This is a genomic window from Pseudomonas sp. I2 (genome assembly GCF_040984075.1).
Taxonomy (GTDB): domain Bacteria; phylum Pseudomonadota; class Gammaproteobacteria; order Pseudomonadales; family Pseudomonadaceae; genus Aquipseudomonas; species Aquipseudomonas guariconensis_B.
Genome location: NZ_JBCGFQ010000016.1, coordinates 67,868 through 94,847, shown reverse-complemented (window position 1 = coordinate 94,847; position 26,980 = coordinate 67,868). Strand labels below are relative to the sequence as shown.

Annotated in this window: 23 protein-coding genes; 7 read left to right on the top strand and 16 right to left on the bottom strand. The window is 66.5% G+C overall.

Annotated features, from left to right (window positions below):
- The first annotated feature begins 6 nt into the window (after positions 1-6).
- Complete coding sequence (gene quiC / locus WCE05_RS10580) at positions 7-1,914, top strand: 3-dehydroshikimate dehydratase QuiC (protein WP_225789159.1); 1,908 nt, start codon at positions 7-9, stop codon at positions 1,912-1,914.
- A gap of 189 nt (positions 1,915-2,103) precedes the next feature.
- On the opposite strand, the gene glpT is transcribed toward quiC, so the two are convergent.
- From glpT to WCE05_RS10540, 8 genes are all read right to left on the bottom strand, one after another.
- Positions 2,104-3,456: a glycerol-3-phosphate transporter gene (gene glpT / locus WCE05_RS10575; RefSeq protein ID WP_368815870.1), complete on the bottom strand. Its 1,353-nt coding sequence runs from the start codon at positions 3,454-3,456 to the stop codon at positions 2,104-2,106.
- Positions 3,457-3,701: 245 nt separating this feature from the next.
- The gene (locus WCE05_RS10570) at positions 3,702-4,082 is read right to left on the bottom strand and encodes a DUF2195 family protein (protein WP_225789161.1); all 381 of its coding nucleotides are present in this window, start codon (positions 4,080-4,082) and stop codon (positions 3,702-3,704) included.
- Between the two features lie 201 nt (positions 4,083-4,283).
- A complete protein-coding gene (locus WCE05_RS10565) occupies positions 4,284-4,667 on the bottom strand; it encodes a RidA family protein (protein WP_225789162.1) in 384 nt (127 codons plus the stop codon).
- 33 nt (positions 4,668-4,700) lie between these two features.
- Complete coding sequence (locus tag WCE05_RS10560; protein ID WP_225789163.1) at positions 4,701-5,390, bottom strand: DUF3726 domain-containing protein; 690 nt, start codon at positions 5,388-5,390, stop codon at positions 4,701-4,703.
- Between the two features lie 2 nt (positions 5,391-5,392).
- Complete coding sequence (locus tag WCE05_RS10555; protein ID WP_368815869.1) at positions 5,393-7,087, bottom strand: hypothetical protein; 1,695 nt, start codon at positions 7,085-7,087, stop codon at positions 5,393-5,395.
- Positions 7,088-7,113: 26 nt separating this feature from the next.
- Positions 7,114-8,664: a BCCT family transporter gene (locus WCE05_RS10550; RefSeq protein ID WP_253091042.1), complete on the bottom strand. Its 1,551-nt coding sequence runs from the start codon at positions 8,662-8,664 to the stop codon at positions 7,114-7,116.
- 55 nt (positions 8,665-8,719) lie between these two features.
- A complete protein-coding gene (locus tag WCE05_RS10545; protein WP_253081539.1) occupies positions 8,720-9,706 on the bottom strand; it encodes a dipeptidase in 987 nt (328 codons plus the stop codon).
- A 13-nt stretch (positions 9,707-9,719) separates the two neighbouring features.
- On the bottom strand, positions 9,720-11,162 hold the full coding sequence (locus WCE05_RS10540; RefSeq protein WP_368815868.1) for an aldehyde dehydrogenase family protein: 1,443 nt from the start codon (positions 11,160-11,162) through the stop codon (positions 9,720-9,722).
- Between the two features lie 93 nt (positions 11,163-11,255).
- Here WCE05_RS10540 and WCE05_RS10535 point away from each other — a divergent pair, with 93 nt between their 5' ends.
- From WCE05_RS10535 to nudC, 3 genes are all read left to right on the top strand, one after another.
- Entirely contained in the window at positions 11,256-12,149 is an 894-nt protein-coding gene (locus WCE05_RS10535; RefSeq protein ID WP_368815867.1) for a LysR substrate-binding domain-containing protein, read from the top strand.
- A 107-nt stretch (positions 12,150-12,256) separates the two neighbouring features.
- Positions 12,257-13,069 carry a crotonase/enoyl-CoA hydratase family protein gene (locus WCE05_RS10530; protein ID WP_225789169.1) on the top strand — a complete coding sequence of 271 codons (813 nt, stop codon included), beginning with the start codon at positions 12,257-12,259 and terminating at the stop codon, positions 13,067-13,069.
- A 33-nt stretch (positions 13,070-13,102) separates the two neighbouring features.
- Positions 13,103-13,933, top strand: coding sequence for an NAD(+) diphosphatase (gene nudC / locus WCE05_RS10525; RefSeq protein ID WP_368815866.1), 831 nt, complete (start codon positions 13,103-13,105; stop codon positions 13,931-13,933).
- Positions 13,934-13,981: 48 nt separating this feature from the next.
- On the opposite strand, the gene WCE05_RS10520 is transcribed toward nudC, so the two are convergent.
- The 4 genes from WCE05_RS10520 to WCE05_RS10505 form a co-directional block, all read right to left on the bottom strand.
- Positions 13,982-14,755, bottom strand: coding sequence for a TSUP family transporter (locus WCE05_RS10520; RefSeq protein WP_225789171.1), 774 nt, complete (start codon positions 14,753-14,755; stop codon positions 13,982-13,984).
- A 175-nt stretch (positions 14,756-14,930) separates the two neighbouring features.
- Positions 14,931-16,283 (bottom strand): glutamine synthetase family protein, encoded by a 1,353-nt coding sequence (locus WCE05_RS10515; RefSeq protein WP_368815865.1) that lies wholly within the window; start codon positions 16,281-16,283, stop codon positions 14,931-14,933.
- 9 nt (positions 16,284-16,292) lie between these two features.
- Positions 16,293-16,850 (bottom strand): helix-turn-helix domain-containing protein, encoded by a 558-nt coding sequence (locus WCE05_RS10510; RefSeq protein WP_225789243.1) that lies wholly within the window; start codon positions 16,848-16,850, stop codon positions 16,293-16,295.
- Between the two features lie 7 nt (positions 16,851-16,857).
- Positions 16,858-18,147 carry an FAD-binding oxidoreductase gene (locus tag WCE05_RS10505; RefSeq protein WP_253091043.1) on the bottom strand — a complete coding sequence of 430 codons (1,290 nt, stop codon included), beginning with the start codon at positions 18,145-18,147 and terminating at the stop codon, positions 16,858-16,860.
- Between the two features lie 158 nt (positions 18,148-18,305).
- Here WCE05_RS10505 and WCE05_RS10500 point away from each other — a divergent pair, with 158 nt between their 5' ends.
- The 3 genes from WCE05_RS10500 (at position 18,306) to WCE05_RS10490 (ending at position 21,494) form a co-directional block, all read left to right on the top strand.
- Entirely contained in the window at positions 18,306-19,193 is an 888-nt protein-coding gene (locus WCE05_RS10500) for a LysR substrate-binding domain-containing protein (RefSeq protein WP_253091044.1), read from the top strand.
- Positions 19,194-19,287: 94 nt separating this feature from the next.
- The gene (gene aguA / locus WCE05_RS10495) at positions 19,288-20,400 is read left to right on the top strand and encodes an agmatine deiminase (RefSeq protein ID WP_225789175.1); all 1,113 of its coding nucleotides are present in this window, start codon (positions 19,288-19,290) and stop codon (positions 20,398-20,400) included.
- On the top strand, positions 20,397-21,494 hold the full coding sequence (locus tag WCE05_RS10490; RefSeq protein ID WP_368815864.1) for an extracellular solute-binding protein: 1,098 nt from the start codon (positions 20,397-20,399) through the stop codon (positions 21,492-21,494). The genes aguA and WCE05_RS10490 overlap by 4 nt, the downstream gene beginning before the upstream one ends.
- Before the next feature lie 138 nt (positions 21,495-21,632).
- Here WCE05_RS10490 and WCE05_RS10485 read toward each other — a convergent pair whose 3' ends face one another.
- The 4 genes from WCE05_RS10485 to purB form a co-directional block, all read right to left on the bottom strand.
- Complete coding sequence (locus tag WCE05_RS10485) at positions 21,633-23,606, bottom strand: DNA topoisomerase III (RefSeq protein ID WP_368815863.1); 1,974 nt, start codon at positions 23,604-23,606, stop codon at positions 21,633-21,635.
- 267 nt (positions 23,607-23,873) lie between these two features.
- A complete protein-coding gene (locus WCE05_RS10480) occupies positions 23,874-24,308 on the bottom strand; it encodes a GNAT family N-acetyltransferase (protein WP_225789178.1) in 435 nt (144 codons plus the stop codon).
- Positions 24,301-25,467: a cupin domain-containing protein gene (locus WCE05_RS10475; RefSeq protein WP_225789179.1), complete on the bottom strand. Its 1,167-nt coding sequence runs from the start codon at positions 25,465-25,467 to the stop codon at positions 24,301-24,303. Before WCE05_RS10475 ends, WCE05_RS10480 begins: the two co-directional genes overlap by 8 nt.
- An 81-nt stretch (positions 25,468-25,548) precedes the next feature.
- Positions 25,549-26,919, bottom strand: coding sequence for an adenylosuccinate lyase (gene purB, locus WCE05_RS10470; protein WP_225789180.1), 1,371 nt, complete (start codon positions 26,917-26,919; stop codon positions 25,549-25,551).
- Positions 26,920-26,980 lie beyond the last annotated feature (61 nt).

Below are 26,980 nucleotides of genomic sequence, written 5' to 3'. Positions count from 1 at the left end.
CCAGCCATGCAGCGTTCGATCGCCACCGTGTCCTTGAGCGGTACCCTGCCGGAAAAGCTCGAAGCCATTGCCGCCGCCGGTTTCGACGGCGTCGAGATCTTCGAGAACGATCTTTTGTACTACGCCGGCAGCCCCCGTGAGATCCGCCAGATGTGCGCCGATCTTGGCATCGCCATCACCCTGTTCCAGCCGTTTCGCGATTTCGAGGGCTGCCGCCGCGACCGCTTGCAGAAGAACCTCGACCGCGCCGAGCGCAAGTTCGACCTGATGCAGGAGCTGGGCACCGACTTGGTGCTGGTGTGCAGCAACGTCCAGGCCGATGCCTTGGGCGACGAGCAGGTGCTGGTGGATGACCTGCGCCTGCTGGCCGAACGCGCGGGCCAGCGCGGCCTGCGCATCGGCTACGAAGCCCTGGCCTGGGGGCGTCACGTCAATACCTGGCAGCAGGTGTGGCAACTGGTGCGCCAGGCTGACCATCCAGCCCTGGGGGTGATCCTCGACAGCTTCCACACCCTGTCGCTCAACGGCGACCCTGGCGGTATCCGTGATATTCCCGGCGACAAGATCTTCTTCGTGCAGATGGCCGATGCGCCGATCCTGGCGATGGACGTACTGGAGTGGAGCCGGCATTTCCGTTGTTTCCCGGGGCAGGGCGAGATGGACCTGGCGGGCTTTCTCGCGCCGATCCTCGCCAGCGGTTATCGCGGGCCGCTGTCGCTGGAGATCTTCAACGACGGTTTTCGCGCAGCCCCTCCCCGGCAGAATGCCGCCGATGGCCTGCGCTCGCTGCTCTACCTGGAGGAGCAGACCCGCCTGCGGCTTGAACAGGAGGCGAAGGCCGTGGAGCCGGGCGTGCTGTTCAATACGCCGGCGGCCAGTGCCTACGAGGGCGTGGAGTTTCTCGAGTTTGCCGTCGACGAGGCGCTCGGCGCGCGCCTGGGCAGTTGGCTCGAGCGCCTGGGCTTCGCCGTGGCCGGCCAGCATCGTAGCAAGGCGGTGCGCCTGCTACGCCAGGGCGATATCAACATCGTGCTCAACGCCGAGCCCTATTCCTTCGCCCACAACTTCTTCGAGGCCCACGGCCCGTCCCTGTGCGCCACAGCGTTGCGGGTCAAGGATGGGCAAGCGGCCCTGCAGCGTGCCATCGCCTACCGTGGCCAGCCGTTTCGCGGGCTGGTGGGCCCGAACGAGCGGGAGATCCCCGCGGTACGTGCGCCGGACGGCAGCCTGATCTACCTGGTGCAACAGGCAGGCACGGGCCAGACCATCTACGACAGCGACTTCCACCTCGCCCCCACGGCGGCTGCCACCGGCGGGCTGCGGCGCATCGACCACATGGCCCTGGCCCTGCCGGCCGAATCGCTGGACAGCTGGGTGCTGTTCTACAAGAGCCTGTTCGGTTTCACCGCCGACGACGAGGTGGTGCTGCCCGACCCCTACGGTTTGGTCAAGAGCCGCGCCTTGCGTAGCCCCTGCGCCAGCCTGCGGCTGCCGCTGAACATCTCGCAGAGCCGTAACACCGCCATTGCCCACGCGCTGTCCAGCTACGGTGGCTCGGGCGTGCACCATATCGCCTTCGCATGCGAGGACATCTTCCGCGAAGTGGCCAGGGCCAAGGAGGCCGGTGTGCCGCTGCTGGAGATCCCGCTGAACTACTACGACGACCTGGCGGCGCGCTTCGACTTCGACGACGAGTTCCTCAGCGAGCTGGCCTACTACAACGTGCTGTACGACCGCGATGCCCAGGGTGGCGAGCTGTTCCACGTGTACACCGAGCCATTCGAGGGGCGTTTCTTCTTCGAAATCCTCCAGCGCAAGGGCGGGTATGCCGGATATGGCGCGGCCAACGTCGCCGTACGCCTGGCAGCGCTGGCCAAGGCCCGCAGCGGCGTGGGGCGCAAGCCGGTGTTGTGATCGGCATGTGCTGTGAGGCGGTTTGTCACTTGGGGCCGCTTCGCGCCCCATCGCTGGCAAGCCGGCTCCCACAGGGTGCGCGTCGGCCACAAAGGATGCGGCTTGCAGGAACGTCCTCTACATGACTCAAGACTCGTGAGCACCGCCGGCGATGGGCTGCAAAGCAGCCCCAGGATCATCATGTTGCCCTCAGGCCAATGCCTCGCGCGTACGGCTGCTCGCCTGGGTATGCCGCAACGTCGGTAGCAGAAAGGCAATGGCCAGCAGGCACGCCGCCACCAGCATCACGAACCCACCGTCCCAACCAAAGTGGTCCACGGTGTAGCCCATCGCCGCACTGGCGGCGACCGAGCCGCCGAGGTAACCGAACAGCCCAGTGAAACCGGCTGCGGTACCAGCAGCTTTTTTCGGTGCCAACTCCAGCGCTTGCAGCCCCACCAGCATGACCGGCCCATAGATCAGGAAGCCAATGGCAAAGAGCGCAGCCATGTCGATGCCCGGGTTGCCCGGCGGATTGAGCCAGTAGACCAGGGTGGCGACGGTGACCAGCGCCATGAACACGATGCCGGTCAGCCCGCGGTTGCCACGGAAGATCCGGTCCGACATCCAGCCGCACAGCAGGGTGCCGGGAATCCCGGCCCACTCGTAGAAGAAATAGGCCCACGACGTGGTGTCGACGCTGAAGTGCTTGGCTTCCTTGAGGTAAGTCGGCGCCCAGTCCAGCACGCCATAGCGCAACAGGTAGACGAAGACGTTGGCCAGGGCGATGTACCACAGCAATTTATTGCGCAGCACGTAGTCGACGAAGATCCGCCTGGCGCTGAATTCCTGTTCATGGCTGGCATCGTAGCCTTCGGGGTAATCGTGCTTGTACTGCTCCACCGGCGGCAGGCCGACCGACTGGGGCGTGTCGCGCATGGCGGCGAAGGCGAATACCGCCACCAGTACCGCCACGGCCGCAGGCACGTAGAACGCAGCGTGCCAGTCGTTGGTCCAGCCCAGGCCCAGCAGGAACAGCGGGCCGATCAGGCCGCCGCCGACGTTGTGCGCCACGTTCCACACCGACACCACGCCGCCGCGCTCCTTGCGCGACCACCAGTGCACCATGGTTCGCCCGCTCGCCGGCCAGCCCATGCCCTGGGCCCAGCCATTGATGAACAGCAACACGAACATGACCGTCACGCTGGACGTGGCCCAATGTGCGAAACCGAACAGGAACATCACCGCTGCCGACAGTAGCAGGCCGAACGGCAGGAAGTAGCGCGGGTTGGAGCGGTCCGAGACCAGGCCCATGAGGAACTTGGACAGGCCGTAGGCAATGGCCACGGCGGAAATGGCCACCCCGAGCTGGCCGCGCGTGTAGCCTTCCTCCTCGATCAGGTAGGGCATGGCCAGGGAGAAGTTCTTGCGCAGCAGGTAGTAGCCGGCATAGCCAATGAAGATGCCGGCGAAGATCTGCCAGCGCAGGCGGCGGTAGGTGGTGTCGACGTGCTCGGTGGGCAGTGGCGCCCGATGCATGGCGGGACGGAAGAGGGCGAACATCCTGTATCTCCGGTTTTATTATTGGTGTGCGAAAACGAATATCATGTTTTCGATATGGAAAACAATATCGTGCTTAGGTCCGGATGTGTTGTATTTCGAATGTTCGGCGGGGGAGGGCGTTGCCGAGGCAGCGGGCGTCTTCGATATTGGCTGTTCTGGGCCGCTACGCGGCCATCGCCGGCAAGCCGGCTCCCATAGCGAGTCGATTACGGGTGCCTCACTCCACCACTGGATTGGGTTCGGGCTCAGTCAGGCGCCCTGCACCCCAGCGTCACTTCGATTTCCCGGCCAGCAGCCAACCGGGCATCCGCCACCAACATCAGCGTGCGGGCGCCTGCATGGCGACTGTCGAGCAGGCCTTCCTGGAGGATGAACGAAGTGGCGCCGGCCCCCGTGGCCAGCAGGCGATAACGGATCAGTGCCGAAGTGCAGCCACACTCGCCGGTGGAGCGTCTGGCTTCCAGGGTGAGCGGCAGTAGTACTTGCCCTTGCGCTGTGCGCGGGGGGGCGAGGTGAGCGGCGAGACAGGTGGAGAGGGTATTGTCGAGGGTCGGCGCGCCAGCCAGGGCGCCAGCGAGCGGGGCGGCCAGGCATAGGCTGCCGAGGCGCAGGGCTCTGGCATCCATGGTGGTGTTCCGGTGTAAGGGGCAGTCCTTCAAGGTGTCCTGAAGTAATGGGCTGTTGGGCTGCTTCGCAGCCCTTTCGCGACACAAGGCCGCTCCCACAGGGGGCGTTGCCCTTTCAGTCCCTGTTCTCTGCGCAAAGCGCCCCCTGAAGTGTAGAGCAGCGCCGGGCTTATGAGCGGCTCCAGCATTGTCGTCAGGGCATCACGCCTGCAACGGCAGGCAGGCGTAGACCACCAGTTCCACCAGCATTTCCTCGCGTGCCAGCCCTGCCACCACGACCGCGGCGCGGTTGGGGAAGGGCGCTTGGAAGTATTGCGCGTACACGGCATTGACCGTTGCCAGGTAACTGCGGTCGGTGACGTAGATCAGTACCTGGGTCACGGCATCCAGCGAGCTGCCCGCAGCCTCGAGGGTATGGCGCAGGTTGTCCAGCGTCTGGCGCGCCTGGGCTTCGATGCCGCCGGCGACCACCTGACCCTGGGCATCGATGGGGATCTGCGCGGTGTAGAGCGTGCCGTTGCCGACGACGGCCCACTCCAGCGGGGCTTTGGACGCGAACAGGTCGGTCTTGATGGCGTATTTCATGAGTGTGTTCCTGGGGGGATGGGAGGGGGCTTGTCAGTCGGCGTCGCTGCCGCCTCCAGCACCGTGCCGGCGCGAGGCTTCGGTGCTTTCGACGAGGATGTGCCCGGCCAGTTGCTTGAGCCGCTGCCAGGTGTGCTCGCTGACGCTGAAGCCTTGGTTGAGCGCGGCCTGCGCGCAGGCGACTCGCTGGGCGCAGTTGGCCGGGCGGCTGAAGGTGACGGTGATGCTCTGTTCGATGCACTCGGCTGTCGACGGCAGCTCGTGCAGGTCAGGGTGGCTGTCGAGCGCGGCGAAGGTGGCGATGTGCAACTGACGGGCATCGCTCCAACGGGCCTGGACCTCCAGGCCGAGCTCGGCGGCCCGGCACAGGTAGCCAAGCAACAGCAGGCGGTTGTGGCAGTGGTGGATCCGCAGCACCGCCTGGCCTGTGCGCAGCGCCTTGGCCAGGGCCAGCTCCACCACGGTCGCGGCGCAGCGCAGCACACTCTGGCCACGAGCATCGATCACCAGCAGGGCGCTGTCTTCATAGCTCAGGGCAAAGGGCTGGTCGGCTTCGTTGCGCAGGTAGTCCAAGGCCTTTTCCAGCGTCGCGACGCCATCGAGCCCCTGCAATTGCAGCCAGCCGACCATGTCGGCCGCGTCCTCGCAATCGCCGGCGGCAAAACCCATGCCTTCGAAGGCCTTGCGGCACATCACCTGGATTTCGTTGAGGGATACGCGCATGGTCAGTGATCTCCGTCCGGCATGACCGCAAAGTTCCAGTCGTCTGCGAATGGCTGGCCGATTTCGCTCACCAGCGGCGCCCCCTGGAACAGCGTGATGCGCACCCAGCGGCTCGACTTGGGGTCGAACTTGCCAGCACCGAAGAACGCCAGTTTGCAGCGCAGCAGGTGGATCGGCAGCATGTCGCGGGCCAGCAGGTTGGCGCGGATCTCGCCATAGCTGCGTAGCGCCATGCCCTGCAGGCGGCGTACCGTGCCCTTGAACGCCGGCTGGGCGATCAGAAAGTGCGCAGTCAGCGCATCGGGGTGGGCGTGCAGGTGATCGACCAGTGCGGCATGGCACTGCTGGATGTTGCGGGCGATGCCCAGTTGCATTTCCTTCTCGGCGCCCGGTTCCTCGACGCGCATGCCCAGGCGGGGCTCTTCCTTGTCTGCGGAGCGGTACCAGAAGAAGTGCTCGGCGTCGGCATCGCTGAAGTCGTAGGCCAGCGCCCAGCCGTAGTGGCTTTCGATCAGCTTGCGCAGGTGCGCCAGGGGCATTTGTGCGTCCAGGCGCCAACCTTCGACCACGCCCATCTGCTCGGCCAGCGGTAGCACCTGCTCGGGGTACAGCTCCAGCAACAGGCTGACCAGCAACTCCTGGCAGCCGACGCTCGCGTGCGCTTCGCTCCAGGCCAGCAGGCGTGCCCAGAGGTCGTTGCCGGTGGGCTGGCGATCGAGCCACTCGACCAGAGGCGCGAGGTCGGCCAGGGTCTGCTGGTCCTGCGCGTGCTGGCGCAGGTCTTCGGTATGGCTCTGCTGCAGGTGCAGGCGTGCCCGCGCCAGCAGGTCATGCAGACGCTGCATGTGGGCCGGGTCGGCTGCTTGCGCGAGCACCCGGGCCAGAGCGGTTTCCCGTGCCCAGACCCACTGGTCGACCAGTTGCGGGTGGTTGAGCAGAAATGGCGCCATGCCCAGCCCGGTGGAGTTGCCGACCCCCAGGTAGCGTTGCAGCGCCGGGGCCAGTCTCACCGCACGCCGTGGGTTGCGTGCCCGCGCCATGTGTTCGATCTGTTCGATGCTGAAGTGCCGCAGCAGGTACACGGTGAACATCTGTGCCGCGAAGGGCTGGCTGAAGTCCTCGTTGCCATGCAGGCAGCCGAAGTCGGCGATGCCGAACTTGCCGTTGCCATAGACGGCGGTGGTGCGATACAGGTAGCCGACTTCGGCCAGTTGCCGCGGGTCGGGCTGCTGGCCTTCGGCCAGGGCCGCGAGGAAGCGGTCGAAGTTGCGCAGGCTGCGGTTGGCGCGCGACAGCACCAGCACACGGGCGTCGAAGCGGCCGGCTTCCTGCAGGGGTACGTTGCGCTGCAGGTCGGCCAGTTGCGCCTCGTCGACGTCCCCGGCCAGCAGCACGAAACTCACGTCCCATTGGTCGGCGATCACCCGGTCGCTGCGTTTTTCCGGCGGCAGGTAGGCCGAGAAGATCACGCAGTGGTAGTGCGCATTCGGCGTGTCGATGCGGTAGATGACGGTGCCGAAACCTTCGCCATCGAGGTCGAAACGGCTGCGCTGGATGCGCCAGCCTTGGTTCATCATCCGGCGCATGCTGCTGCGCACGAAGCTCAAGGGGCTCTGGAAGTGGCTGCCCAGCCGGGCCAGGTCCATGACCTGGCTGGCGGGGCGCAGCGCGTGCGCTGCGAACAGGGTGTTGGACATTGTTAGGGTTCCTGGATGCATCATGTTCAGAGGCCTTGTGCGTGGGCCATGTGCCGGGCGATGCGCACGGCATCCCACAGCGCCGGCAGGATCAGCAGCGACACCGGCACCGCGGTGATGACGATGAAGGACTGCAGGGCCGTCACGCCGCCTGCGCCGATGGTGATCAGCACCACGGCCGCCAGGCCCATGCCGATGGCCCAGAAACCGCGCAGCCATTTCTTCGGCTTGTCGCTGCTGGACATCGCCAGTGCCACGGTGAAGGCCATGGCGTCGCCGTTGGTGGCCACCGAGATGAAACTCAGGAACAGGAACAGCGCACTGACCAGGCCACCCAGGGGCAGGTTCTGCGTCACGCCCAGCAGCAGGTCTTCGGGCTGGCTGCCATGGGCGGTGACGATACCCGGGGTCTGCAGCTCCAGGCCGATGCCGCTGCCGCCGACCACGGTGAACCAGAACATGGTCACCAGCGGGGCAACGATCGACAGCGTCATGATGATCTCGCGAATGGTGCGGCCCCGGGAGATCCGCGCGACGTACAGCGCGACCATGGGGGCATAGCCGATGAACCAGCCCCAGAAGAACACCGTCCACCAATCCAGCCACTTGGGGTCGGCACGGAACAGGGTCATCGGCAGGAAGTGCTCCACGTGCAGGGCCAGGGCCGAGGGGAAGCTGCCGAGGATGAACAGGGTGGGGCCGAACGCCACCATGAACACCGCGAGCCCGAGCATCAGCCAGACGTTGATCTCGCTGACGAAACGGATGCCCTTGAGCCCCACTAGGCACGAGACGGTGTACATCAGCGTCACCAGGACGATGGTGAGCGACTGGGTGAACAGGTCGTTGGGCAGGCCCCACGCCGCGTGCAGGGCGCTGCTGATTTGCAGGCCGAGGAAACCGATCGGGCCGATGGTGCCGGCGACCACGGCGATGATCGAGGTGGCGTCGGCCAGGGTGCCGATCGGGCCCCTGAGGGCGCGCTCGCCGAACAGCGGGTAGAGCAGGGTGCGGGGCGCCAGCGGCAGGCCCTTGTCGTAGTGCAGGTGCATCAGCACGATCGCCAGCAGGCTGCCGAGCACCGCCCAGGCGAGGAAGCCCCAGTGCACGAAGGACTGTGCCAGCGCCGCCGTGGCCGCCGCCTCGCTGTGCGGCTGCACGCCGGCGAACAGGGGGGGCGGGCTGGCGAAGTGCATCAGCGGTTCGGCCGCAGCCCAGAAGGCGCCGCCGCCTGCCAGCAGTGCGCACATGATCACCGCGATCCAGTTGAAGGTGCTGATGTCCGGGCGTTGTTCGACGCCGCCCAGGCGCACGCGCCCATATTTCGAGAAACCGATGCCCAGGCTGACCACGAAGGTCACCAGCATCAGCACCTGCCAGTACAGGCCGAAGGCCTTGGTCGACCAGGCGAACAGGGTATCGACCAGTGCCGATACCGCGTCGATGTCGACCAGCGCCGCGACCAGGAACGCCGCGAGGAAACCGCCGCTGATCAAGAACAGCGGCCAGTCGATATCCCGGGCGAGCGGCAGGCGCATGGCCTGGCCGTCCGCTGGCAGGGTGGTTGGGTTTTTCATGAAGCCTCCGGAACCTGCGTTGTTGTTATTGTTCAAGCTGTCCGTGCGGGGAGATTCAGGCCTGCGCCGTGGTGGCGGTTTCCAGCAGGCGCAACCAGTTCAGGCCCATGATCTGGCGCACCTCGTCCTCGGCGAAGCCTCGGGCGCGCAGGCCTTGGGCGATGTTGGGGAAGTCGCGGCTGTCACGGAACCACTGCAGCGGTGCCGGCCAGTTGGCGTTGTCCTTCGAGCCTTCGCCGTAGTCCTTTTCCTTGCTCCAGCGCCCGTTGCGCATCCATTCGAGCACCGACAGCGGTTGCGCCTGGCACAGGTCGGTGCCGATGCCGATGTGCTCGACCCCCATCAGGTCGGCGGTGCTGGCGATCATGTCGCAGAAGCTTTCCAGGCTGCAGGCCGAGGCGCCCTTGAGGTGGAAGGGGTAGGTGCTGAAGCCCAGCAGGCCACCGGACTCGGCGATACCGCGCAGCACCGCATCGGACTTGTTGCGCTTGGCGGCATGGAAGCTCGACGGGTTGGCGTGGGAGACGATCACCGGCCGGCTCGACAGCTCGATGGCTTCCAGGGTGCTGCGTTCGGCGCTGTGCGACATGTCGATCAGCATGCCGACCCGGTTCATCTCGGCGATGACCTGGCGGCCGAAGCGGCTGATGCCGTTGTCTTCACGCTCGTAGCAACCACTGGCCAGCAGGCTCTGGTTGTTGTAGGTGAGCTGCATGACGAACACCCCCAGCTGGCGGAAGATCTCCACCAGGGCGATGTCGTCCTCGATCGGCGAGCAGTTCTGGAAGCCGAAGAAGATCCCCACCCGGCCTTCTTCGTGGGCCAAGCGGATATCGCTGGCCGTGCGTACCGGGCGGATCAGCTGTGGCCAGGTTTCGAAGCGGCGGTTCCACTCGCCGAGGCGCGAGAGGGTTTCGCGAGCGTTCTCGTGGTAGGCGATGGTGGCGTGCACCGCGCTCAGGCCACCGGCTTGCATCTGCTGGAATATTTCCGGGCTCCAGTTGGAGTACTGCAGGCCGTCGATCATCAGTAGGTCGTGCATGGCGCGTGCTCCTTCAAGGCCGCAGGTAGGTGGTCTTGACCACGGTGTAGAAGTCGCGGGCGTACTGCCCCTGTTCGCGCGGGCCGAAGCTGGAGGCTTTGCGGCCGCCGAAGGGCACGTGGTAGTCGGTGCCGGCGGTGGGCAGGTTGACCATCACGCAGCCGGTCTGGGCGCGGCGGCGGAACTCGGTGGCGTGGCGCAACGACTGGGTGACGATGCCGGCGGTCAGGCCGTACGGGGTGTCGTTGAGCGTGGCCAGGGCGTCCTCGAAATCGCCCACGCGGATCACGCAGGCGATGGGGCCGAACACTTCCTCGCGGTTGATGCGCATGTCATTGCGGCTGTCAACGAATAGCGCCGGGCGCATGTAGTAGCCGTCGGTCTCCAGTTGCAGCCGTTCGCCGCCTTCGATCAGCGTGGCGCCTTCGGCCTGGGCCAGGCGCAGGTAGTCCAGGTTCTGCTCCAACTGGCGGGCGTCGGCCACCGGGCCGATCTGCACGCCGGCCTGCAGGGCGTGGCCGACCTTGAGCTGGCGCATGCGCAGGCGCAGGGCCTCGACGAAGCGGTCGTGGATACCCTCGCAGACGATCAGCCGCGAGGAGGCCGTGCATTTTTGTCCCGTGCCGAAGAACGCACCGTTGAGCGCGCACTCCACCGCCAGGTCGAGGTCGGCGTCGTCCATCACCACCAGGGCATTCTTGCTGCCCATCTCCAGTTGGCAGCGCACCAGGTTGCCGGCGGTGGCGACCGCGACGCGGCGGCCGGTTTCCAGCGAGCCGGTGAAGGTCAGGGCGTCGATCTCCGGCGAGTTCACCAAGGTTTCGCCGATATTGGCGCCGCTACCCATGACCAGGTTGAAGGTGCCGGCGGGCAGGCCCTGGCGGCTGATGATCTCGGTCAGCGCCCAGGCGCTGGCCGGTACCAGGTTGGCCGGCTTGAACACCACGGCGTTGCCGAAGGCCAGGGCCGGGGCGATCTTCCAGGCGGCGGTGGCCATGGGGAAGTTCCAGGGGGTGATGATGCCCACCACGCCTACCGGTTCGCGGTGCACCTCGATGTCGATACCGGCGCGCACGGAAGCGGCGGTCTCGCCCATCTGGCGCAGCACTTCGGCGGCGTAGTAGTGGAAGAACTGGCCGCTGCGGTTGACCTCGCCAATGCCTTCGGCCAGGGGCTTGCCCTCTTCACGGGAGAGCAGCTCGCCGAGTTCGTCCTTGCGGGCGATCAGTTCGTCGCCGATGGCCATCAGCACCTGCTGGCGGGCTTCGAGGCCGCTGGCGGCCCACTGCGGTTGCGCGGCGCGGGCGGCTTGGATGGCCTGGCGGGCCTGTTCGGCGCTGGCCTGGTGGTATTGGCCGATCAGGTCGCGGGTATCCGAAGGGCTGTGGTTGGCCAGCGTGGACTGGCCTTCGCACCATTGGCCATCGATGTAGTTCTTGTAGGGAGTGAGTGACATTGAGAAGCCTCCGTTTGCCTGGCTCTCATCTTGCGAGCAATATGGCGCAAATAAAAATTAATAAAAAAAATGATTCGATAAGGAACGCTAACCATGTTGCCCGAGCTGAAGATCGCCCAGTTGCGCTATTTCCTGTGGGTCGCGGAGCTCAAGAGCTTCCACGCTGCCGCCCGCCAGGCCTACCGCACCCAGCCGGCGGTATCGCTGGCGGTGCGCGAGCTGGAGCAGAAGCTGGGCCAGGCGCTGGTCGAGAAGGGCGGCGGGCGGGTCGAGCTGACGCCTTTTGGCGAGCATTGCCTGCCGTTGTTCCGTGGCCTGGTCGAGCACCACGACCGCATCGCTCGCGAGGCCACCTTGCTGGCTCGGCACGAGATCGGCCAGGTGAGCATCGCCACCGTGCCTTCGGTGGCCAGCCGGCTGCTGCCGGGGCCCCTGGGGCGCTTCGTGGCCGAGCACCCGAACGTGCAGGTGAGCATCCAGGACGGCAGCGCCGACAGCGTGCAGCAACTGCTGGCCCAGGGGCAGGTGGACTTCGTCATCAGCAGCATGTGGATGGCCGATGAGCAGGTCGAGTTCGTGCCGATCCTCAACGACCAGGTGGGGGTGGTGTGCCGCAGCGACCATCCCCTGGTGCGGGGCGGCGGGACGTTGCACTGGTCGCAGTTGCAGGGGTTGCCGATCATCCGCAACGGCACCTCGCGGCTGCTGGAGGGCACCGAGGCCGAGTGCCTGCTGGCGCACAGCCGGTTGTTCGTCTCCAACATGATTTCGCTGATCGCGATGCTGGAGGAGGGCGTGGGGATCAGCACGCTGCCGTACCTGGCGTTCCCGCTGGAGAACGAAAAGCTCGCCTTCCTGCCGCTGGCCGAGCCGAAGGTGGAGCGCCAGATCGGCATGCTGACGCGCAAGGGGCGCAGCCTGTCGCCTGCGGCCGAGGCGTTGATGACGTTCTTGCGGGCGCAGTTGCCCAAGGCGGGGGATCGGTAGGGGCGGTTCATTCATGGGGGCCAGGAGTCCCGCTTTTGGCACATGTGCAGCCTTGCGGGTGGGTTATAGTCCGGCGATGTGAACCCTTCCCCGCTGGAGTACCGCCCGTGACCGAATACACCGCGTTCAAGGTCGAACTGACCGACAACATTGCCCATGTGCAGATCAACCGCCCGGAGAAGATCAATGCGATGAACGCGGCCTTCTGGGAGGAGATCGTCGCCATCTTCCAGTGGATCGACGACACCGATGCGGTGCGCGCGGTGGTGCTCAGCGGCGCTGGCAAGCACTTCTCCTCGGGCATCGACCTGATGATGCTGGCCTCGCTGGCGGGCCAGATGGGCAAGGATGTCGGCCGCAACGCCCGCCTGTTGCGCCGTACCATCCTGCGCCTGCAGGCGTCGTTCAATGCCGTGGACAATTGCCGCAAGCCGGTGCTGGCGGCGATCCAGGGCTATTGCATCGGTGGCGCCATCGACCTGGTGTCGGCCTGCGACATGCGCTATTGCAGCGCGGACGCGCAGTTCTCGATCAAGGAGATCGACATGGGCATGGCCGCCGATGTCGGCACCTTGCAGCGTTTGCCGCGCATCATCGGTGACGGCATGCTGCGCGAACTGGCCTTCACCGGACGCACGATCGATGCCCAGGAGGCCCTGCGCATCGGCCTGGTCAATCGGGTCCATGACGACCAGGCGGCGCTGCTCGATGCAGTCTTTGCCATCGCCAGGGAAATTGCAGGAAAATCCCCCATTGCCGTGGCCGGCACCAAGGAGATGCTCAGCTACATGCGCGACCATCGCATCGACGATGGCCTGGAGTACATCGCCACCTGGAATGCCGCCATGCTGCAGTCCGAGGACCTGCGGGTCGCCGTGGCGGCCCACATGAGCAAACAGAAACCGACGTTCGCTGACTGACCTGGCCAGCGGGCGCCAGCAAGGAACCCGAACATGTCAGCACGCTGGACTACCGCAGTACTCGACCCGCAGATCGTCGGAGGCTGGGCCGTGGCCCGCAGCCCGCAGGGGTTCCTGGTGGACGCCAACGGTGCGCTGTTCCCCCGTGACTGGCTGGCGCGCCAGGACTTGGACGTGCTCTGCGAGCATGGCATCGGCCACTTCGATGGCCAGCCGGTGTTCCTCCTCGAGCTGCGCGCCGCCACCGACCTGCCGGGCTGCAGTTGGCGCGGCCTGCGCCAGTTCATGCTGGAGGGCGACGCCGACACCTACAGGGTCCTCGGCTACGCGGCGCAGATCGGTACCTGGGCCCGCGAACACCGCTTCTGTGGCAGTTGCGGCCAGCCCATGGCGCAGATCCGCTGGGAGCGCGCCATGTATTGCCAGGCCTGCGACCTGCGCAGCTACCCGCGCATCTCGCCGAGCATGATCGTGCTGATCACCCGCGGCGACGAAATCCTCCTGGCCCGCTCGCCGCGCTTCGTCACCGGCGTCTACAGCACCCTGGCGGGCTTTGCCGAGCCGGGCGAGTCGGCCGAGCAGTGCCTGGTGCGCGAAGTGCTGGAGGAAGTGGCGGTGCAGGTGAAGAACATCCAGTACGTGGGCAGCCAGTGCTGGCCGTTCCCGCACTCGATGATGCTGGGCTTCCATGCCGAGTACGCCAGTGGCGAGATCGTCATGCAGCCGGACGAGATCGAGGATGCCAAGTGGTTCAGCGTGCATGACTTGCCGCCACTGCCGGCCGGGCGTTCCATCGCCCGCTACCTGATCGACCTCTATGTGGCGCGTCGGTTGGGCCAGCAGGAGCCGGCATTCCCGGCCTAGGTCCGTAGCAAATGCCGCGAAGCACCCCAACGCTGCGCAAACACTGCGCTATCCGACCCAGTGCTGCCATACCAGGCGCACGGTCAGCGCCAGCACCACGGCGATGAACACCGGGCGGATGAACTTGCTGCCCCCGCTGATCGCCGTGCGTGCGCCAAAAAAAGCACCGACCATCACCGACAGGCCCATGGCCAGGCCAACGATATAGTCCACCTGCCCGGACAGGATGAACACCGTCAGCGCCGCGATGTTGCTGACGAAGTTCATGCTGCGCGCCACGCCGCTGGCGCGCACCAAGTCGATGGGGTAGAGCAGCAGCGTGCTCACCGTCCAGAACGCCCCGGTGCCGGGGCCGGCCACGCCGTCGTAGAAGCCCAGGCTCAAGCCCTGGGGGAACTGCCAGGTCTTCTTGATCGGTACATCGGCATCCAGCGGTGCCTTGGGCGTGCCGCCGAACAGCAGGTAGATGCCACAGGCGAACACGATCACCGGGAGCATCTTGTTCAGCCAGTCGGCGGGCATGATGTGCGCGACCACCGCACCGAGCAACGCACCGACCAGGGTCCCCAGCAGCGCCGGGCGCCATTGGGCCGGGTGGAACAACTTGCGCCGGTAGTAGGTGAAGCCGGCCGTGGCCGAGCCGAAGGTGGAACTGAGCTTGTTGGTGCCCAGCACCAGATGGGGCGGCATGCCGGCGGTGAGCAGCGCCGGGGTGGTGAGCAGGCCGCCACCGCCGGCGATGGCGTCGATGAAACCGGCGACGAAGGCGACTGCGGCGAGGATCAGCAGGGTAAGGGGTTCTACGGTGAGTTCGAAGGGCATGGGGCTTTGGCAGGCTGGGAGGCGGGGTGCGGCAAACGGCCGCGCTAGAGGCCGTACATGGTAATCCTCGGGAGGAGGGGTTGCCAGTCATGCCTTTGGGTTATGTGCCGGCGGTGTCCGGCCCTTTCGCGGGCTTGCCGTAACGCCGGACCGCCGCGAAAGGGGCGAGCGGGCATCAGAGGAACCAGCGATACTCCCGCGCACTGACCTCGTGCATGAACGCCAGGTGATCCTGGCGCTTGTTCTCGCAATACACCATCACGAACTCCTCCCCAAGTCCCTCGTTCACCGCCGGATGCCCGCGCATTGCCGCCACCGCGCCGAGCATGTCCCGGGGAAAATCGATCCCGCTGCCGCGATCCTCGTTGAGCGGCGCGATCGGTTCCTGCGCGGCCTGCAGCCCATGCTCCATGCCGCAGAGGATCGCCGCCAGCACCAGGTACGGGTTGGCATCGGCCCCCGCCAGGCGGTGCTCGATGCGCAGGTTGCGCGTATCCGACTCGGGAATGCGGATGCACGCATCGCGGTCTTCGAAGCCCCAGCTGGCGCGGCTGGCGGCATTGACCATGGCGCCGTAGCGGCGAAAAGCATTGTGGTTGGCGGCGAACACCGGCATGCAGTGCGGCAGCAGCGCCAGGCAGCCGGCCACCGCATGGCGCAGCGGGCGCTGCGCGTCGGCGGCCAGCAGGTTGTTGCCGGCGTTGTCGTAGAGGCTGACGTGCACGTGCATGCCGCTGCCGGGCGCGTCCAGGTAGGGCTTGCTCATGAACGAGGCGCGCAGCCCATGCTTGAGCGCCACGCCGCGGGTGCTGCGGCAGAACAGGGCGGCCCAGTCGGCGGCGCGCAGGCCGTCGTCGCAATGGCCGAAGTTGATCTCGAACTGCCCCGGGCCCAGCTCGGCGGTGATCACGTTGGCGTCCACGCCTTGCGCGTTGGCGGTCTCGACCATGTCCCGCAGCACGTCGCAGAAGCGCGAGAGGCGCTCGATATGCATGTTGGGCTGGTCGTCGGCATCGCCGCTGAGCGGATCGCGAGGGAAGCAGGGTAGGCCCTCCTTGAGCGCGCGGTCGAACAGGTAGAACTCCAGCTCGAACGCCACCACCGGGCGGATACCGCGCCGTTCGAGGCGTTGCAGCACGCGGGCGAGCACTTCCCGTGGCTCGAACTCGATGGGCGCGGCGGTACCGTCGGAGGTGACCAGCATCTGCCCCAGCGGCTCGCGCTCCCAGGTCACCGGCTTGAGCGTACCCGGCACCAGGCGCCGCAGGGCGTCCGGGTCGCCATCATTGAAGCAGTAGTCGCCGATGGGGAACAGCCCGCCCTGGACGCCCAGCAGCACGCAGTTCTGCGGCAGTTTCAGGGGGCTGCCGGCGGCGACCTTCTCGAGCATGTCCACAGGGTAGCGCTTGCCATAGAAGTGCCCGGGGATGTCCAGGCTGATCAGGTCCACATGGCGCACCTGTGGATGGCGGGCGCGGAAGGCGCGAACTTCGCTGAGCAGGTCGGGAAAGCTTGTTGTCGTTGTCATGCTGTGCTCTCAACGGAATACCCAGAGGACGCGGGTCGTCTGGTCGGTCAGGTTGGCGTAGCGGAACTGGCTGTGCGGCGGGAGCTGGAAGCTGTCGTTGGGGCCGAGGGTGACGGGGGCGTCATGCCCTTCGAGCCACAGGGTCAGTTGGCCTTCCAGGATGAAACCGCCTTGTTCGGCGCTGTCGTCCAGATGGCCCTCGCCGCTGCTGGCGCCGGGCGCCAGGTGGCTTTCGAGCATGGCGAAGCTGCCGGTGAGGCTGGGCGAGACCAGGACGTCGGTCACGCCCTGGGCGTAGTACAGCGTGCGTCGTTCGCCGGGGCGCGTCACCCAGCCCAGGGCCCGCGGCTTGCTGGGTTGGTAGAAGTAGGTGGTCGGTACGTGCAGGGCTTCGCTGATGGCCGTGAGGTCGGCCACGGTGGGCCTCGACAGACCACGCTCGACCTGCGAGAGAAACCCCAGCGAACGGTTGACCCGGCCGGCCAGCTCGCCCAAGGTCAGGCCGCGGTGCTTGCGCAGGTCGCGGATCAGCAGCGCCAGGCCCTGGATGTCGTCGTCGGTGTGCAGGGGCGTCTCAGACATGGTCGCGCAACCTGTACCAGGCCTTGGCCGCGGCCTCCAACGGCGCGGCCATCAGGTCGCCGCCGGGGAAACGGCCGTTGTCGATGCCGGCGTACAACGCCAACAGCTCGTCGTCGCCGAGGATCGCGTCGCTGACCGCCCGTGCGCCGGCCAGGGTCGGCAGCACACCATGGCCAGAGAAACCTTGCAGCCAGTAGCGTTGGCCCTGGCGGCCGATGTCCGGCGTGCGGTGCAGGCTGCAGTCGATGTGCCCACCCCAGGCGTAGTCGATGGCCACGCCGGCCAACTGCGGGAACACCCGCTCCAGGTAGGGGCGGGTGGCAGCGGCCACGTCCTTGGGAATGCCGCCCAGGTAGGTGCAGCCACCGCCGAACAGCAGGCGATGGTCTGGAGTCAGGCGGAAGTAGTCGGGGACGAACTGGTTGTCGATCACGCAGCTGTTGCGTGGCAGCAGCGACTGGGCCAGCGCCGCCTCCAGGGGCGCGGTGGCCACCTGGTAGGAGCCCACCGGCAGGAGCCGGCGCGAGAGGGTGCGGTCGAGGCGGTCGATGTAGGCGTTGCAGGCCAGTACCAGTACCTGGCTGCGCACTTCGCCCTGGTCGGTGCGGGCGACGAAGCCGCTGGCGCTCTCGTGGTAGTCGCGCACCTGGCTTTGCTCGAAGATTTGCCCGCCTGCCGCCTCGATCGCGCTGGCCAGGCCCTGGGCCAGTTTCAGCGGGTTGAGGTGGGCGCCGTTGGGGTCGTACAGGGCGGCCTGGTAGCGTGGGCTGTCGACCCATTCGGGCAGCTCGTCGCGGCCGATCAGGCGCAGGCAGTCGTAGCCCCATTTCTCCCGGGCTTCGTGCTGCGCCTGTTCGAGCATCTTCACGCGCCGGGCCAGCACGGCGGTCCACAGGCTGCCGACCCGGTAATCCACCTCGAAGCCGTGACGCTGGGGCAGTTCGCGCATCTCCTCGGCGGCCCAATACATGCTGTCCCACAGCCGGCGCGCCCGCTCCAGGCCCAGGGCCTTCTCCAGGGGCGGCATGTCGCAGGACCAACCCAGCAGTGCCTGGCCACCATTGCGCCCGGACGCCGCCCAGGCCACCCGACTGGCTTCCAGCAAGACCACGCGCTTGCCGGCCAGGGCCAGGCGCAGCGCGGTGTGCAGGCCGCTGAAGCCGGCGCCGACGATCAGCACGTCGGTGTCCAGAGGGCCTTGCAGGGTGGGGCGCAGGGGGATGGTCGTGGGGTAGGTCCGGGCGTAGTAGCTGGCGACGTGTTGGGCGGATTGCTTGAACATGCGGGCCTCGTGAAATTTATTGTTGTTTATTTCATGAAAAAATAGCAGATAAATTTCACAGCGCCAGTGGGGCCGGTGCAGCGGCAAAAGACTTAACGGCTCCTCGAAATAGCCCGATATGATTCGGCTCCGACTGCCATCCAGAAGGGAACCCCCTCATGCGCCGCCTGCCTTCCCTGACCGCCCTGCGCACCTTCGAGTGTGCCGCCCGCCACGGCCACTTCGGCCGCGCCGCCGCCGAGCTGTGCGTGACCGACAGCGCCGTCAGCCACCAGATCCGCCAACTGGAGGATCAACTGGGCGTCGCCCTGTTCGAGCGGGTGGGCCGCCAGGTGCGCCCCAGTGCCGAGGCCGAGCGTCTGCTGCACCACCTGCAGCAGGCCTTCGAGCTGATCGGCAAGGCCTGCGACGAGCTGCGCGATCCGGCTTCCCAGGCGGTGTTGCGGGTGGCGGTCACGGCGGAGCTGGCGCAGAAATGGCTGGTGGCCCGGCTGGCCGACTTCAGCAGCCGCTACCCGCACATCACCCTGCACCTGCACGAGCAGCCGATCGACGCCGGCGCCCCGGCGATGGAGGTCGATGTCGCCATCACCTACGGCACCAGCGCCCTGGACGCCAGCACCCACTTCGTCCGGCCCTTGCCGCTGCTGCAGTTCTTCCCGGTGTGCAGCCCGGGGCTGTTCAACCAGGGCGGGCTCAAGCGTCCGCGCGACCTGGTGCGCCACTGTCTGCTGCACGACGACCAGGATGGCCGCACCTGGACCACCTGGCTGGCCACCCACGCCGACGACGCCTTGCCCACCCGCCAGTTGTACTTCCCCCATGCGGCGCTGGCCCTGGAGGCGGCGGCGCTGGGGCAGGGCGTGGCCATGGGCGACAACCTGACCTGCCAGGCCGACCTGCAGAGCGGCCGCCTGGTGCGCCCGTTCAACGCCAGCGTGACGGCCCAGGGGCAGTACGCGCTGGTCTGCGAGCGCTTGCGCCTGGAGCGCGGCGCGGTGGCCGAATTCATCGAATGGTTCATCGAACAGATCGCCGAGCCCTGAATTCAATTCAACTATCGCTGAGTTTTCATCGTTGGAAGCCTGGCGCCCGGCGGCGTAGCGTGCAGTCATCACTCACCGATGACGAGGTTGACCCATGGCACGTTCGCTCACCACCACCCCGAAGGCCGATGGTTTCCGCCTGCCTGGCGAATTCGAGCGCAAGGCCGGTTGCTGGCTCGGCTGGCCGGAGCGCCCGGATGTCTGGCGCAACGGCGGCAAGCCGGCGCAGAAGGTCTGGGTCGAGATCGTCACGGCCATCGCCTCCAGCGAGCCGGTGACCGTCTGCGCCTCCGCTGCCCAGTACGCCAATGCCCGGCGCCTGCTGCCGGCCCATGTACGGGTGGTCGAGATGACCTGCAACGACACCTGGTTCCGCGACAGCGGCCCGTGCTTCGTGGTCAACGACGACAGCGGCGAGGTGCGCGGCGTGGACTTCGAGTTCAATGCCTACGGCGGGCTGGACGGTGGTCTCTACTACCCCTGGGACAAGGACGACCAGATCGCCCGCAAGATCCTCGAGATCGAGAACCTGGACCACTACCGCGCGCCGCTGATCGCTGAGCTGGGCGGTATCCAGAGCGATGGCCAGGGCAGCCTGCTGACCACCGAGCAGTGCCTGCTCAACCGCAACCGTAACGCGCACCTGGGCAAGGACGAGGTGACCCGCCGGCTACAGGACTACCTGGGCGCCGAACAGGTGATCTGGCTGCCGCGTGGCTGCAAGTTCGACGAGACCGACGGCCATGTCGATGACCTGGCTTGCTTCGTGCGCCCCGGCGAAGTGGTGCTGCAATGGACCGACGATCGCAACGACCCGCAGTGGGAGATCTACCAGCAAGCCTATGACATCCTGCGCAGCACCCGCGACAGCCGTGGCCGGGCCCTCAAGGTGCATAAGCTGCCGCAGCCGCAGGTGCTGGAATGGACGGCGGAGGAAGCCGCAGGCCTGGACCAGGTCGACGGTACCCACCTGCGCCAGGCGGGTACGCGCATCTGCGCCTCGTACATCAATTACTACGCGGGCAACTCGGCCATCGTCGTGCCGCTGTTCGGCGACCGCAACGACGCCGTGGCCCAGGCTACCCTGGCGGAACTGTTCCCTGACCATCGCATTCTCGGTATCGAGCACTCCCGGGAGATCCTGCTGGGCGGTGGCAACGTCGCCTGTATCACCATGCCGCAATACGCGGGAGGCCGCCGCCCATGAAACTGCGCAACCTGACCCTGGCGCTCGCCCTGGGCTGCACGGCGGCGGTGGCCCAGGCAGCCGACGCACAACAGCCGACCGTCAACCTGTACATCTGGGGCGAGTACCTTGCCCCGGACACCTTGGCCAACTTCGAGAAGCAGACGGGCATCCGCGTGGTCGCCGACCACTTCGACTCCCTGGAGACGGCCGAGACCAAGCTGCTGACCGGCCGTAGCGGCTACGACGTGGTGCTCAGCGCCGGCCAGCACCTGAGCCGGGCGATCGCCAGCGGTGCCCTGCAACCGCTGGACAAGAGCAAGGTGCCGCACCTGGCGGGTATCGGCGAGGAGTTCCGTCAGCACATGGCGGTGTTCGATCCGGGCAATCGCTATGCTGGCACCTATGCCTGGGGCACCACGGGGGTGGGCTTCCAGCAGGAGGCGGTGGCGGCACGCTTGCCGGATGCACCGCGTGACAGCTGGGCGATGCTGTTCGATCCGCAGGTGGCGGCGAAATTCGCCGATTGTGGGGTGAGCCTGCTCAACGACCCCAACGAGGTGTTCGCCGCGGCGATGCGCTACCTGGGGCTGGACATCAACCAGCAGCGCGTGGAGGATCTGCGGGCGGCCGAGGCGCACCTGCGCAAGATCCGCCCCTATATCCGTTATTTCGACAATGATCGCAACATCAACGACCTGGCCAACGGCGAGACGTGCGTGGCGATGTCGTGGAACGGCAACGTGGCCATCGCCCAGACGCAGGCGCAGCAGGCTGGCAAGGCCTTCAGCCTGGACTACCGCATTCCCAGCGAGGGAACGCTGATCTGGCTCGATGCGTTGGTGGTGCCCAAGGATGCGCCGCATCCCGAGGCGGCCTGGCAACTGGTCGATTACCTGATGCGGCCCGAGGTGATCGCGCCGATCACCGACACCATCCACTACGCCAATGCGATCACGGCTGCCGACGAGTTGGTGGACCCTGGGATCCGCAATGCGCCGGGGACCTACCCGCCGGCCGAGGTGCGGGCGCGGTTGTATACCAAGAACGACAATGGCAAGGCCTTCAACCGGGAGTTGACCCGGGCGTTCAGTCGGTTGAAGAGCGGGACCTAGGCTGAGGGAATGACCTGAACTGCCTGGGTGCCTGTACGGGCCCATTCGCGGGCAAGCCCGCTCCCACAGGGGCCTGCAAAACCGCATCACTTGTGATCGACGCGGCCCCAGGATTACCCAGGCCGGCGCATCTGTGGTTCAGGTCGCCGCCTTGCGCCGCCCTGACCTCGGTTTGCCGCTGACGGCCTTGGCCGAACTTCCCGCTGCCTTGCCCTTGCCAGCGCTCCTGCGCTTCTTCTTCCAGGGCGCCCCCTTGCCCCCGGCCGGTACCGCCGGGCCATTGATGGTCAGGCGCATGCCGGAGCAGCGCTGCACCAGCTTGCCCATCCACGCCGATTGCCGGGCGACGAATTCGTCCAGGCTCATCTCACCGCTCTGCACCATGTCCAGGGCTTGTTCCCAGATCGCCGTGGTGCCTGGGTCGGCGATGGCGCGGGGGACGGCGTCGATCAGGCTGAAGGCCGCCGGGGTAGCGCTCAGCGCCTTGCCGTTCTTGACCAGGTAACCGCGCTCGATCAGGCCCTGGATGATGCTGGCGCGGGTGGCCTCGGTGCCGATGCCGGTGGTTTCCTTGAGCTTCTGCTTGAGCAGTGGGTCGTCCACCAGTTTGGCGACGTTCTTCATCGCCTTGATCAGGTCGCCTTCGGTGAACGGCTTGGGGGGCTGGGTCCACAGGTCCTTGAGTTGCAGGCCGTGAACGGCGCAGTCCAGGCCTTCGTGCAGGGGTGGCAGCACCTGGGGCGGTGGCGCCTCGCGGCCTTTGGCGGGTGTCAGGGCCTCGGGCAGGGCGCGGCGCCAACCCGGCTCGACGATCTGCTTGCCCACCGCACGCAAGGCATGGCTGGCGCAGTCGAATTCGGCCTGGGTGCGGTCGTACTCGTGGTTGGGCAGGAACTGCGCCAGGTAGCGAGCACGGACCAGGGTATAGACGGCCCGGTACTTGGGTGGCAGGCGCGCAGGGTCGCTGGCGGCGGCGGTGGGGATGATGCCGTGGTGGGCGCTGACCTTGGCGTCGTTCCAGGCCCGCGAGCGGCGTTGTGGCTCGAGATGGGGCTGCAACGGGGCGAGGCTGGCGTCGGCGCGCTGCAGGGCGGCGAGGATCGCTGGCGCCTCGCCATGCTGGCTGAGCGGCAGGTAGCCGCAGTCGCTGCGCGGGTAGGTGATCAGCTTGTGGGTTTCGTACAGGGCCTGGGCGATGTCGAGGGTTTCCTGGGCACCGAGGCCAAGCTTCTTCGAACACACTTCCTGCAGGGTGCCCAGGTCGAAGGGCAGGGGGGCCGCTTCGCGCACGCGCTCGGTGGCCACCTTGAGCACCCGTGCGCTGCCGGCCGCGTCGATGTCGGCGGCCGCTTGCTGTGCCAGGGCCTGCTTGAGGCAGCGGCCCTGGTCGTCGCAGGCGTCCTCCGGGGCGCGCCATTGGGCGTTGAAGACACTGCCGGCGTGCTCCAACTGCACGTCGATGGCCCAGTAGGGGACTGGCACGAAGTCGGCGATGCTACGGTCGCGGTCCACCACCAGGCGCAGGGTCGGGGTCTGCACCCGTCCTACCGGCAGTACGCCCTGGTAGCCGGACTGGCGGCCGAGCAGGGTGAACAGGCGGCTCATGTTCATGCCGATCAGCCAGTCGGCGCGGGAGCGGCCCAGGGCCGAGTGGTACAGGTTGAAGGTCTGGTGGCCGGGCAGCAGGCGTGCCAGGGCCTTGCGGATCGAGGCGTCGTCCAGCGCCGACAGCCACAGGCGCTGGATCGGCCCACGGTAGCGGCAATGTTCGACCAGTTCGCGGGCGATCATCTCGCCTTCGCGGTCGGCGTCGGTGGCGATCACCAGCTCGCGGGCTTCGCCGAGCAGGCGCTTGACCGCCTTGAACTGGCTGGCGGTCTTGGGCTTGACCAGCATCTTCCACTGCTGCGGGATGATCGGCAGGTCGGCCAGGACCCAGCGCTTGTAGCGCTCGTCGTAGCGGTCCGGTGGTGCGGTCTCGAGCAGGTGGCCGATGCACCAGGTCACGCAGACATCGGTACCGTGCCAGCAGCCGTCGCCCTTGCGGGTGGCGCCGAGGACCTTGGCGATGTCCTTGGCCTGGGAGGGTTTTTCGCAGAGAAAGAGGCGCATGGCCGGAAACACTTCATGGTGACGATGGCGTCAGGATGCGCAAAACGAGGCGGGCAGGCAAGAATTATCTGTATGGGTGTACAGTGTTCTTGCAAGCGGGTTTTTCGAGGGGCGGGAAACTGGGGCCCTTGCAGGGGCCTGTAGGAGCAACTGTCTTGTGTGGGCTGTGCCGGCCCTATCGCCGGCAAGCCGGCTCCCACAGGTTCTCTGCTGGGCCCTGTGGGAGCACTTTGCGTCGCGATGGTCGGCAGGGCCGGCCCTGGGGGATCAGGCCAGTTCGCGGGAATCGCGCACCATGTCGACATGGGGAATGCCGGCCTCGAGGAATTCCTCGCTGACCACCCGGAACCCCAGGCGCTCGTAGAACGGTGTGGCATGCACCTGGGCACTGAGCATCTGCTGCTTGAGGTCGCGGTTCTGCGCCTCGACGATCACCGCGCGCATCAGTGCATCGCCCACCTTCAGGCCACGCCAGTCCTTGAGCACCGAGACCCGGCCGATGGTGCCGTCGGGCAGCAGGCGTGCGGTGCCGATCGGGTAGTCGCCCTCCAGGGCCAGGAAGTGCACGGCGCTCGGGTCTTCGGCGTCGAACTCCAGCTCCGGCGGCACGTGCTGCTCGGCGACGAACACCGCGCTGCGGATGCGGTGGATATCGGCGTTGTCTTTGTGCCAGTCGGCGAGGCGAACGCTGATCTTATTCATTGGCAAATCCCAGGCTTCCTTGTTTGACCAGCTGGCATACCAGCGTCAGGCCATCTTCGTCTTCCAGCCACTGTACAAGGTTTTCGATGTGCAGTGCGTCGGCGGCGCAGATCAGTTTCAGCAGCTCGCGCAGGTGGCCCGGGAGCAGGCGGCTCTGGCCGCTGGCGAACAGCAGCAGGTTGTCGTCGACTTCCGACCAGGCCAGGCGCGCGCTGGGGTTGCGGACCAGGATCGCGCCTTGTTCGAGGCTGTCGATCAGCTCTTCCTCGCTCAGTTCTTCGCCGGACACCAGCTCCGGGTAGCGCGGCTCGGTCATGAACTGGCCGAACCAGGTCAGCAGCAGACGTTCATCGCCCATGTGCTCGGCCAGCAGGGTCTTGAGGCGCTCGAGGGCATCGTGCTGGATCTGGTGCGGGTCGCTGGCAGGCTCTGCGTCTGCGTCGCTGTAGCGCTCTTCGTCCGGCAGGAACTGGCTGAGGAAGTCGGTGAAGTGGGTCAGCACTTCGGCCGCGCTCGGCGCGCGGAAGCCCACCGAGTAGGTCAGGCAGTCGTCTTCGGCCACGCCGTAGTGGGCCAGGCGCGGCGGTAGGTAGAGCATGTCGCCGGGTTCCAGGGTCCATTCGTCCTGCTGCTCGAAATCGGCGAGGATGCGCAGGTCGGCGTGGTCCAGCAGCGGGCTGTCGCTGTCGCACATCTGGCCGATCTTCCAGTTGCGCTTGCCGTGGCCCTGGAGCAGGAACACGTCGTAGTTGTCGAAGTGTGGGCCAACGCTGCCGCCGGGAGCGGCGAAGCTGATCATCACATCGTCGATACGCCAGCTGGGCAGGAAGCGGAAGTGCTCCAGCAGCTCGGCCACTTCCGGGACGAACTGGTCGACCGCCTGCACCAGCAGGGTCCAGTCACGCTCCGGCAGGGTGGCGAAGGTGTCCTCGGCGAACGGGCCGCGACGCAACTCCCAGGGGCGTTCGCCGTGCTCGAGCACCAGGCGCGACTCGACTTCTTCTTCCAGGGCCAGGCCGGCCAGCTCGTCGGGGTCGATCGGGCTTTGGAAGTCCGGGAAGGCCTGGCGCACCAGCAGGGGCTTCTTCTGCCAGTAGTCGCGCAGGAATTCGCGGGCCGTAAGGCCACCCAGCAGCTGCAGTGGAGTATCAGGATTCATGTTCAACCTATTGAAAAAACGTAATTTTCGTCCGGGAATAAAAACGCCCGGCCAGGCCGGGCGTCGAACGCGGAGGCTGGCTCAGATGCGCTTGGCCTGGGCCGCCGCGTTGCCGATGTAGGTGGCCGGGGTGAGCTGCTTGAGCTCGGCCTTGGCGTCGGTCGGCATGTCCAGGCCATCGATGAACGCCTGCAGGGCTTCGGGGCTGATGCCCTTGCCACGGGTCAGCTCCTTGAGCTTCTCGTAGGGATTCTCGATGTTGTAGCGGCGCATGACGGTCTGGATCGGCTCGGCCAGGACTTCCCAGCAGGCGTCCAGGTCTTCGGCGATGCGGGCGACGTTCACTTCCAGCTTGCCGATGCCCTTGAGGCTGGCCTCGTAGGCGATGACGCTGTGGGCGAAGCCCACGCCCAGGTTGCGCAGCACGGTGGAGTCGGTCAGGTCGCGCTGCCAGCGGGAGATCGGCAGCTTGCTGGCCAGGTGCTGGAACAGGGCGTTGGCAATCCCCAGGTTACCCTCGGAGTTCTCGAAGTCGATCGGGTTGACCTTGTGCGGCATGGTCGAGGAGCCGATCTCGCCAGCGACGGTCTTCTGCTTGAAGTAGCCCAGGGAGATGTAGCCCCAGACGTCGCGGTCGAAGTCGATGAGAATGGTGTTGAAGCGGGCGATGGCGTCGAACAGCTCGGCGATGTAGTCGTGCGGCTCGATCTGGGTGGTGTAGGGGTTGAACTGCAGGCCCAGCTCTTCCTCGATGAAGGCACGGGCGTTGGCTTCCCAGTCGATCTGCGAGTAGGCCGACAGGTGGGCGTTGTAGTTGCCTACGGCGCCGTTGATCTTGCCCAGCAGCGGCACGGCGGCGACCTGGGCGATCTGGCGCTCCAGGCGGTAGACCACGTTGGCCAGCTCCTTGCCCAGGGTGGTCGGCGAGGCCGGCTGGCCGTGGGTGCGCGAGAGCATCGGCACGTCGGCATGCTGATGGGCCAGGGTGCGGATGGCCTCGGCGATCTGGCGCATCAAGGGCAGCAGCACTTCGTCGCGACCGGCGCGCAGCATCAGGGCGTGGGACAGGTTGTTGATGTCCTCGCTGGTGCAGGCGAAGTGGATGAACTCGCTGACCTTGGCCAACTCGGGCAGTTGGGCGGCCTGCTCCTTGAGCAGGTACTCGATGGCCTTGACGTCATGGTTGGTGGTGCGCTCGATTTCCTTGACGCGCTCGGCGTGCTCGAGCTTGAAGTCGCTGGCCAGGGTGTCGAGCAGGGCGTTGGCCTCGGCCGAGAAGGCGGGCACTTCAGCGATCTGCGGGTGGGCGGCCAGGCGCTGGAGCCAGCGCACCTCGACCAGGGCGCGGAAACGGATCAGGCCGTATTCGCTGAAAATGGGGCGCAGGGCCTGGGTTTTGCCGGCGTAGCGGCCGTCTACAGGGGAAACCGCAGTGAGCGAGGAGAGCTGCATGGCGTGTTCTCGGACAGTCAGGCTTTTGAAGGGGCGCATATCATACATGAAAAAGGGCCGC

Coding starts and splice junctions, on each gene's coding strand:
- WCE05_RS10490 (WP_368815864.1), top strand. CDS start 20,397: ATGAAACTGCGCAACCTGACCCTGGCGCTCGCCCTGGGCTGCACGGCG.
- WCE05_RS10520 (WP_225789171.1), bottom strand. CDS start 14,755: ATGCCCTTCGAACTCACCGTAGAACCCCTTACCCTGCTGATCCTCGCC.
- WCE05_RS10570 (WP_225789161.1), bottom strand. CDS start 4,082: ATGGATGCCAGAGCCCTGCGCCTCGGCAGCCTATGCCTGGCCGCCCCG.
- WCE05_RS10545 (WP_253081539.1), bottom strand. CDS start 9,706: ATGCACGACCTACTGATGATCGACGGCCTGCAGTACTCCAACTGGAGC.
- WCE05_RS10540 (WP_368815868.1), bottom strand. CDS start 11,162: ATGTCACTCACTCCCTACAAGAACTACATCGATGGCCAATGGTGCGAA.
- WCE05_RS10550 (WP_253091042.1), bottom strand. CDS start 8,664: ATGAAAAACCCAACCACCCTGCCAGCGGACGGCCAGGCCATGCGCCTG.
- WCE05_RS10535 (WP_368815867.1), top strand. CDS start 11,256: ATGTTGCCCGAGCTGAAGATCGCCCAGTTGCGCTATTTCCTGTGGGTC.
- WCE05_RS10505 (WP_253091043.1), bottom strand. CDS start 18,147: ATGTTCAAGCAATCCGCCCAACACGTCGCCAGCTACTACGCCCGGACC.
- WCE05_RS10555 (WP_368815869.1), bottom strand. CDS start 7,087: ATGTCCAACACCCTGTTCGCAGCGCACGCGCTGCGCCCCGCCAGCCAG.
- WCE05_RS10565 (WP_225789162.1), bottom strand. CDS start 4,667: ATGAAATACGCCATCAAGACCGACCTGTTCGCGTCCAAAGCCCCGCTG.
- WCE05_RS10485 (WP_368815863.1), bottom strand. CDS start 23,606: ATGCGCCTCTTTCTCTGCGAAAAACCCTCCCAGGCCAAGGACATCGCC.
- WCE05_RS10560 (WP_225789163.1), bottom strand. CDS start 5,390: ATGCGCGTATCCCTCAACGAAATCCAGGTGATGTGCCGCAAGGCCTTC.
- quiC (WP_225789159.1), top strand. CDS start 7: ATGCAGCGTTCGATCGCCACCGTGTCCTTGAGCGGTACCCTGCCGGAA.
- WCE05_RS10480 (WP_225789178.1), bottom strand. CDS start 24,308: ATGAATAAGATCAGCGTTCGCCTCGCCGACTGGCACAAAGACAACGCC.
- WCE05_RS10500 (WP_253091044.1), top strand. CDS start 18,306: ATGCGCCGCCTGCCTTCCCTGACCGCCCTGCGCACCTTCGAGTGTGCC.
- purB (WP_225789180.1), bottom strand. CDS start 26,919: ATGCAGCTCTCCTCGCTCACTGCGGTTTCCCCTGTAGACGGCCGCTAC.
- WCE05_RS10515 (WP_368815865.1), bottom strand. CDS start 16,283: ATGACAACGACAACAAGCTTTCCCGACCTGCTCAGCGAAGTTCGCGCC.
- aguA (WP_225789175.1), top strand. CDS start 19,288: ATGGCACGTTCGCTCACCACCACCCCGAAGGCCGATGGTTTCCGCCTG.
- WCE05_RS10475 (WP_225789179.1), bottom strand. CDS start 25,467: ATGAATCCTGATACTCCACTGCAGCTGCTGGGTGGCCTTACGGCCCGC.
- nudC (WP_368815866.1), top strand. CDS start 13,103: ATGTCAGCACGCTGGACTACCGCAGTACTCGACCCGCAGATCGTCGGA.
- glpT (WP_368815870.1), bottom strand. CDS start 3,456: ATGTTCGCCCTCTTCCGTCCCGCCATGCATCGGGCGCCACTGCCCACC.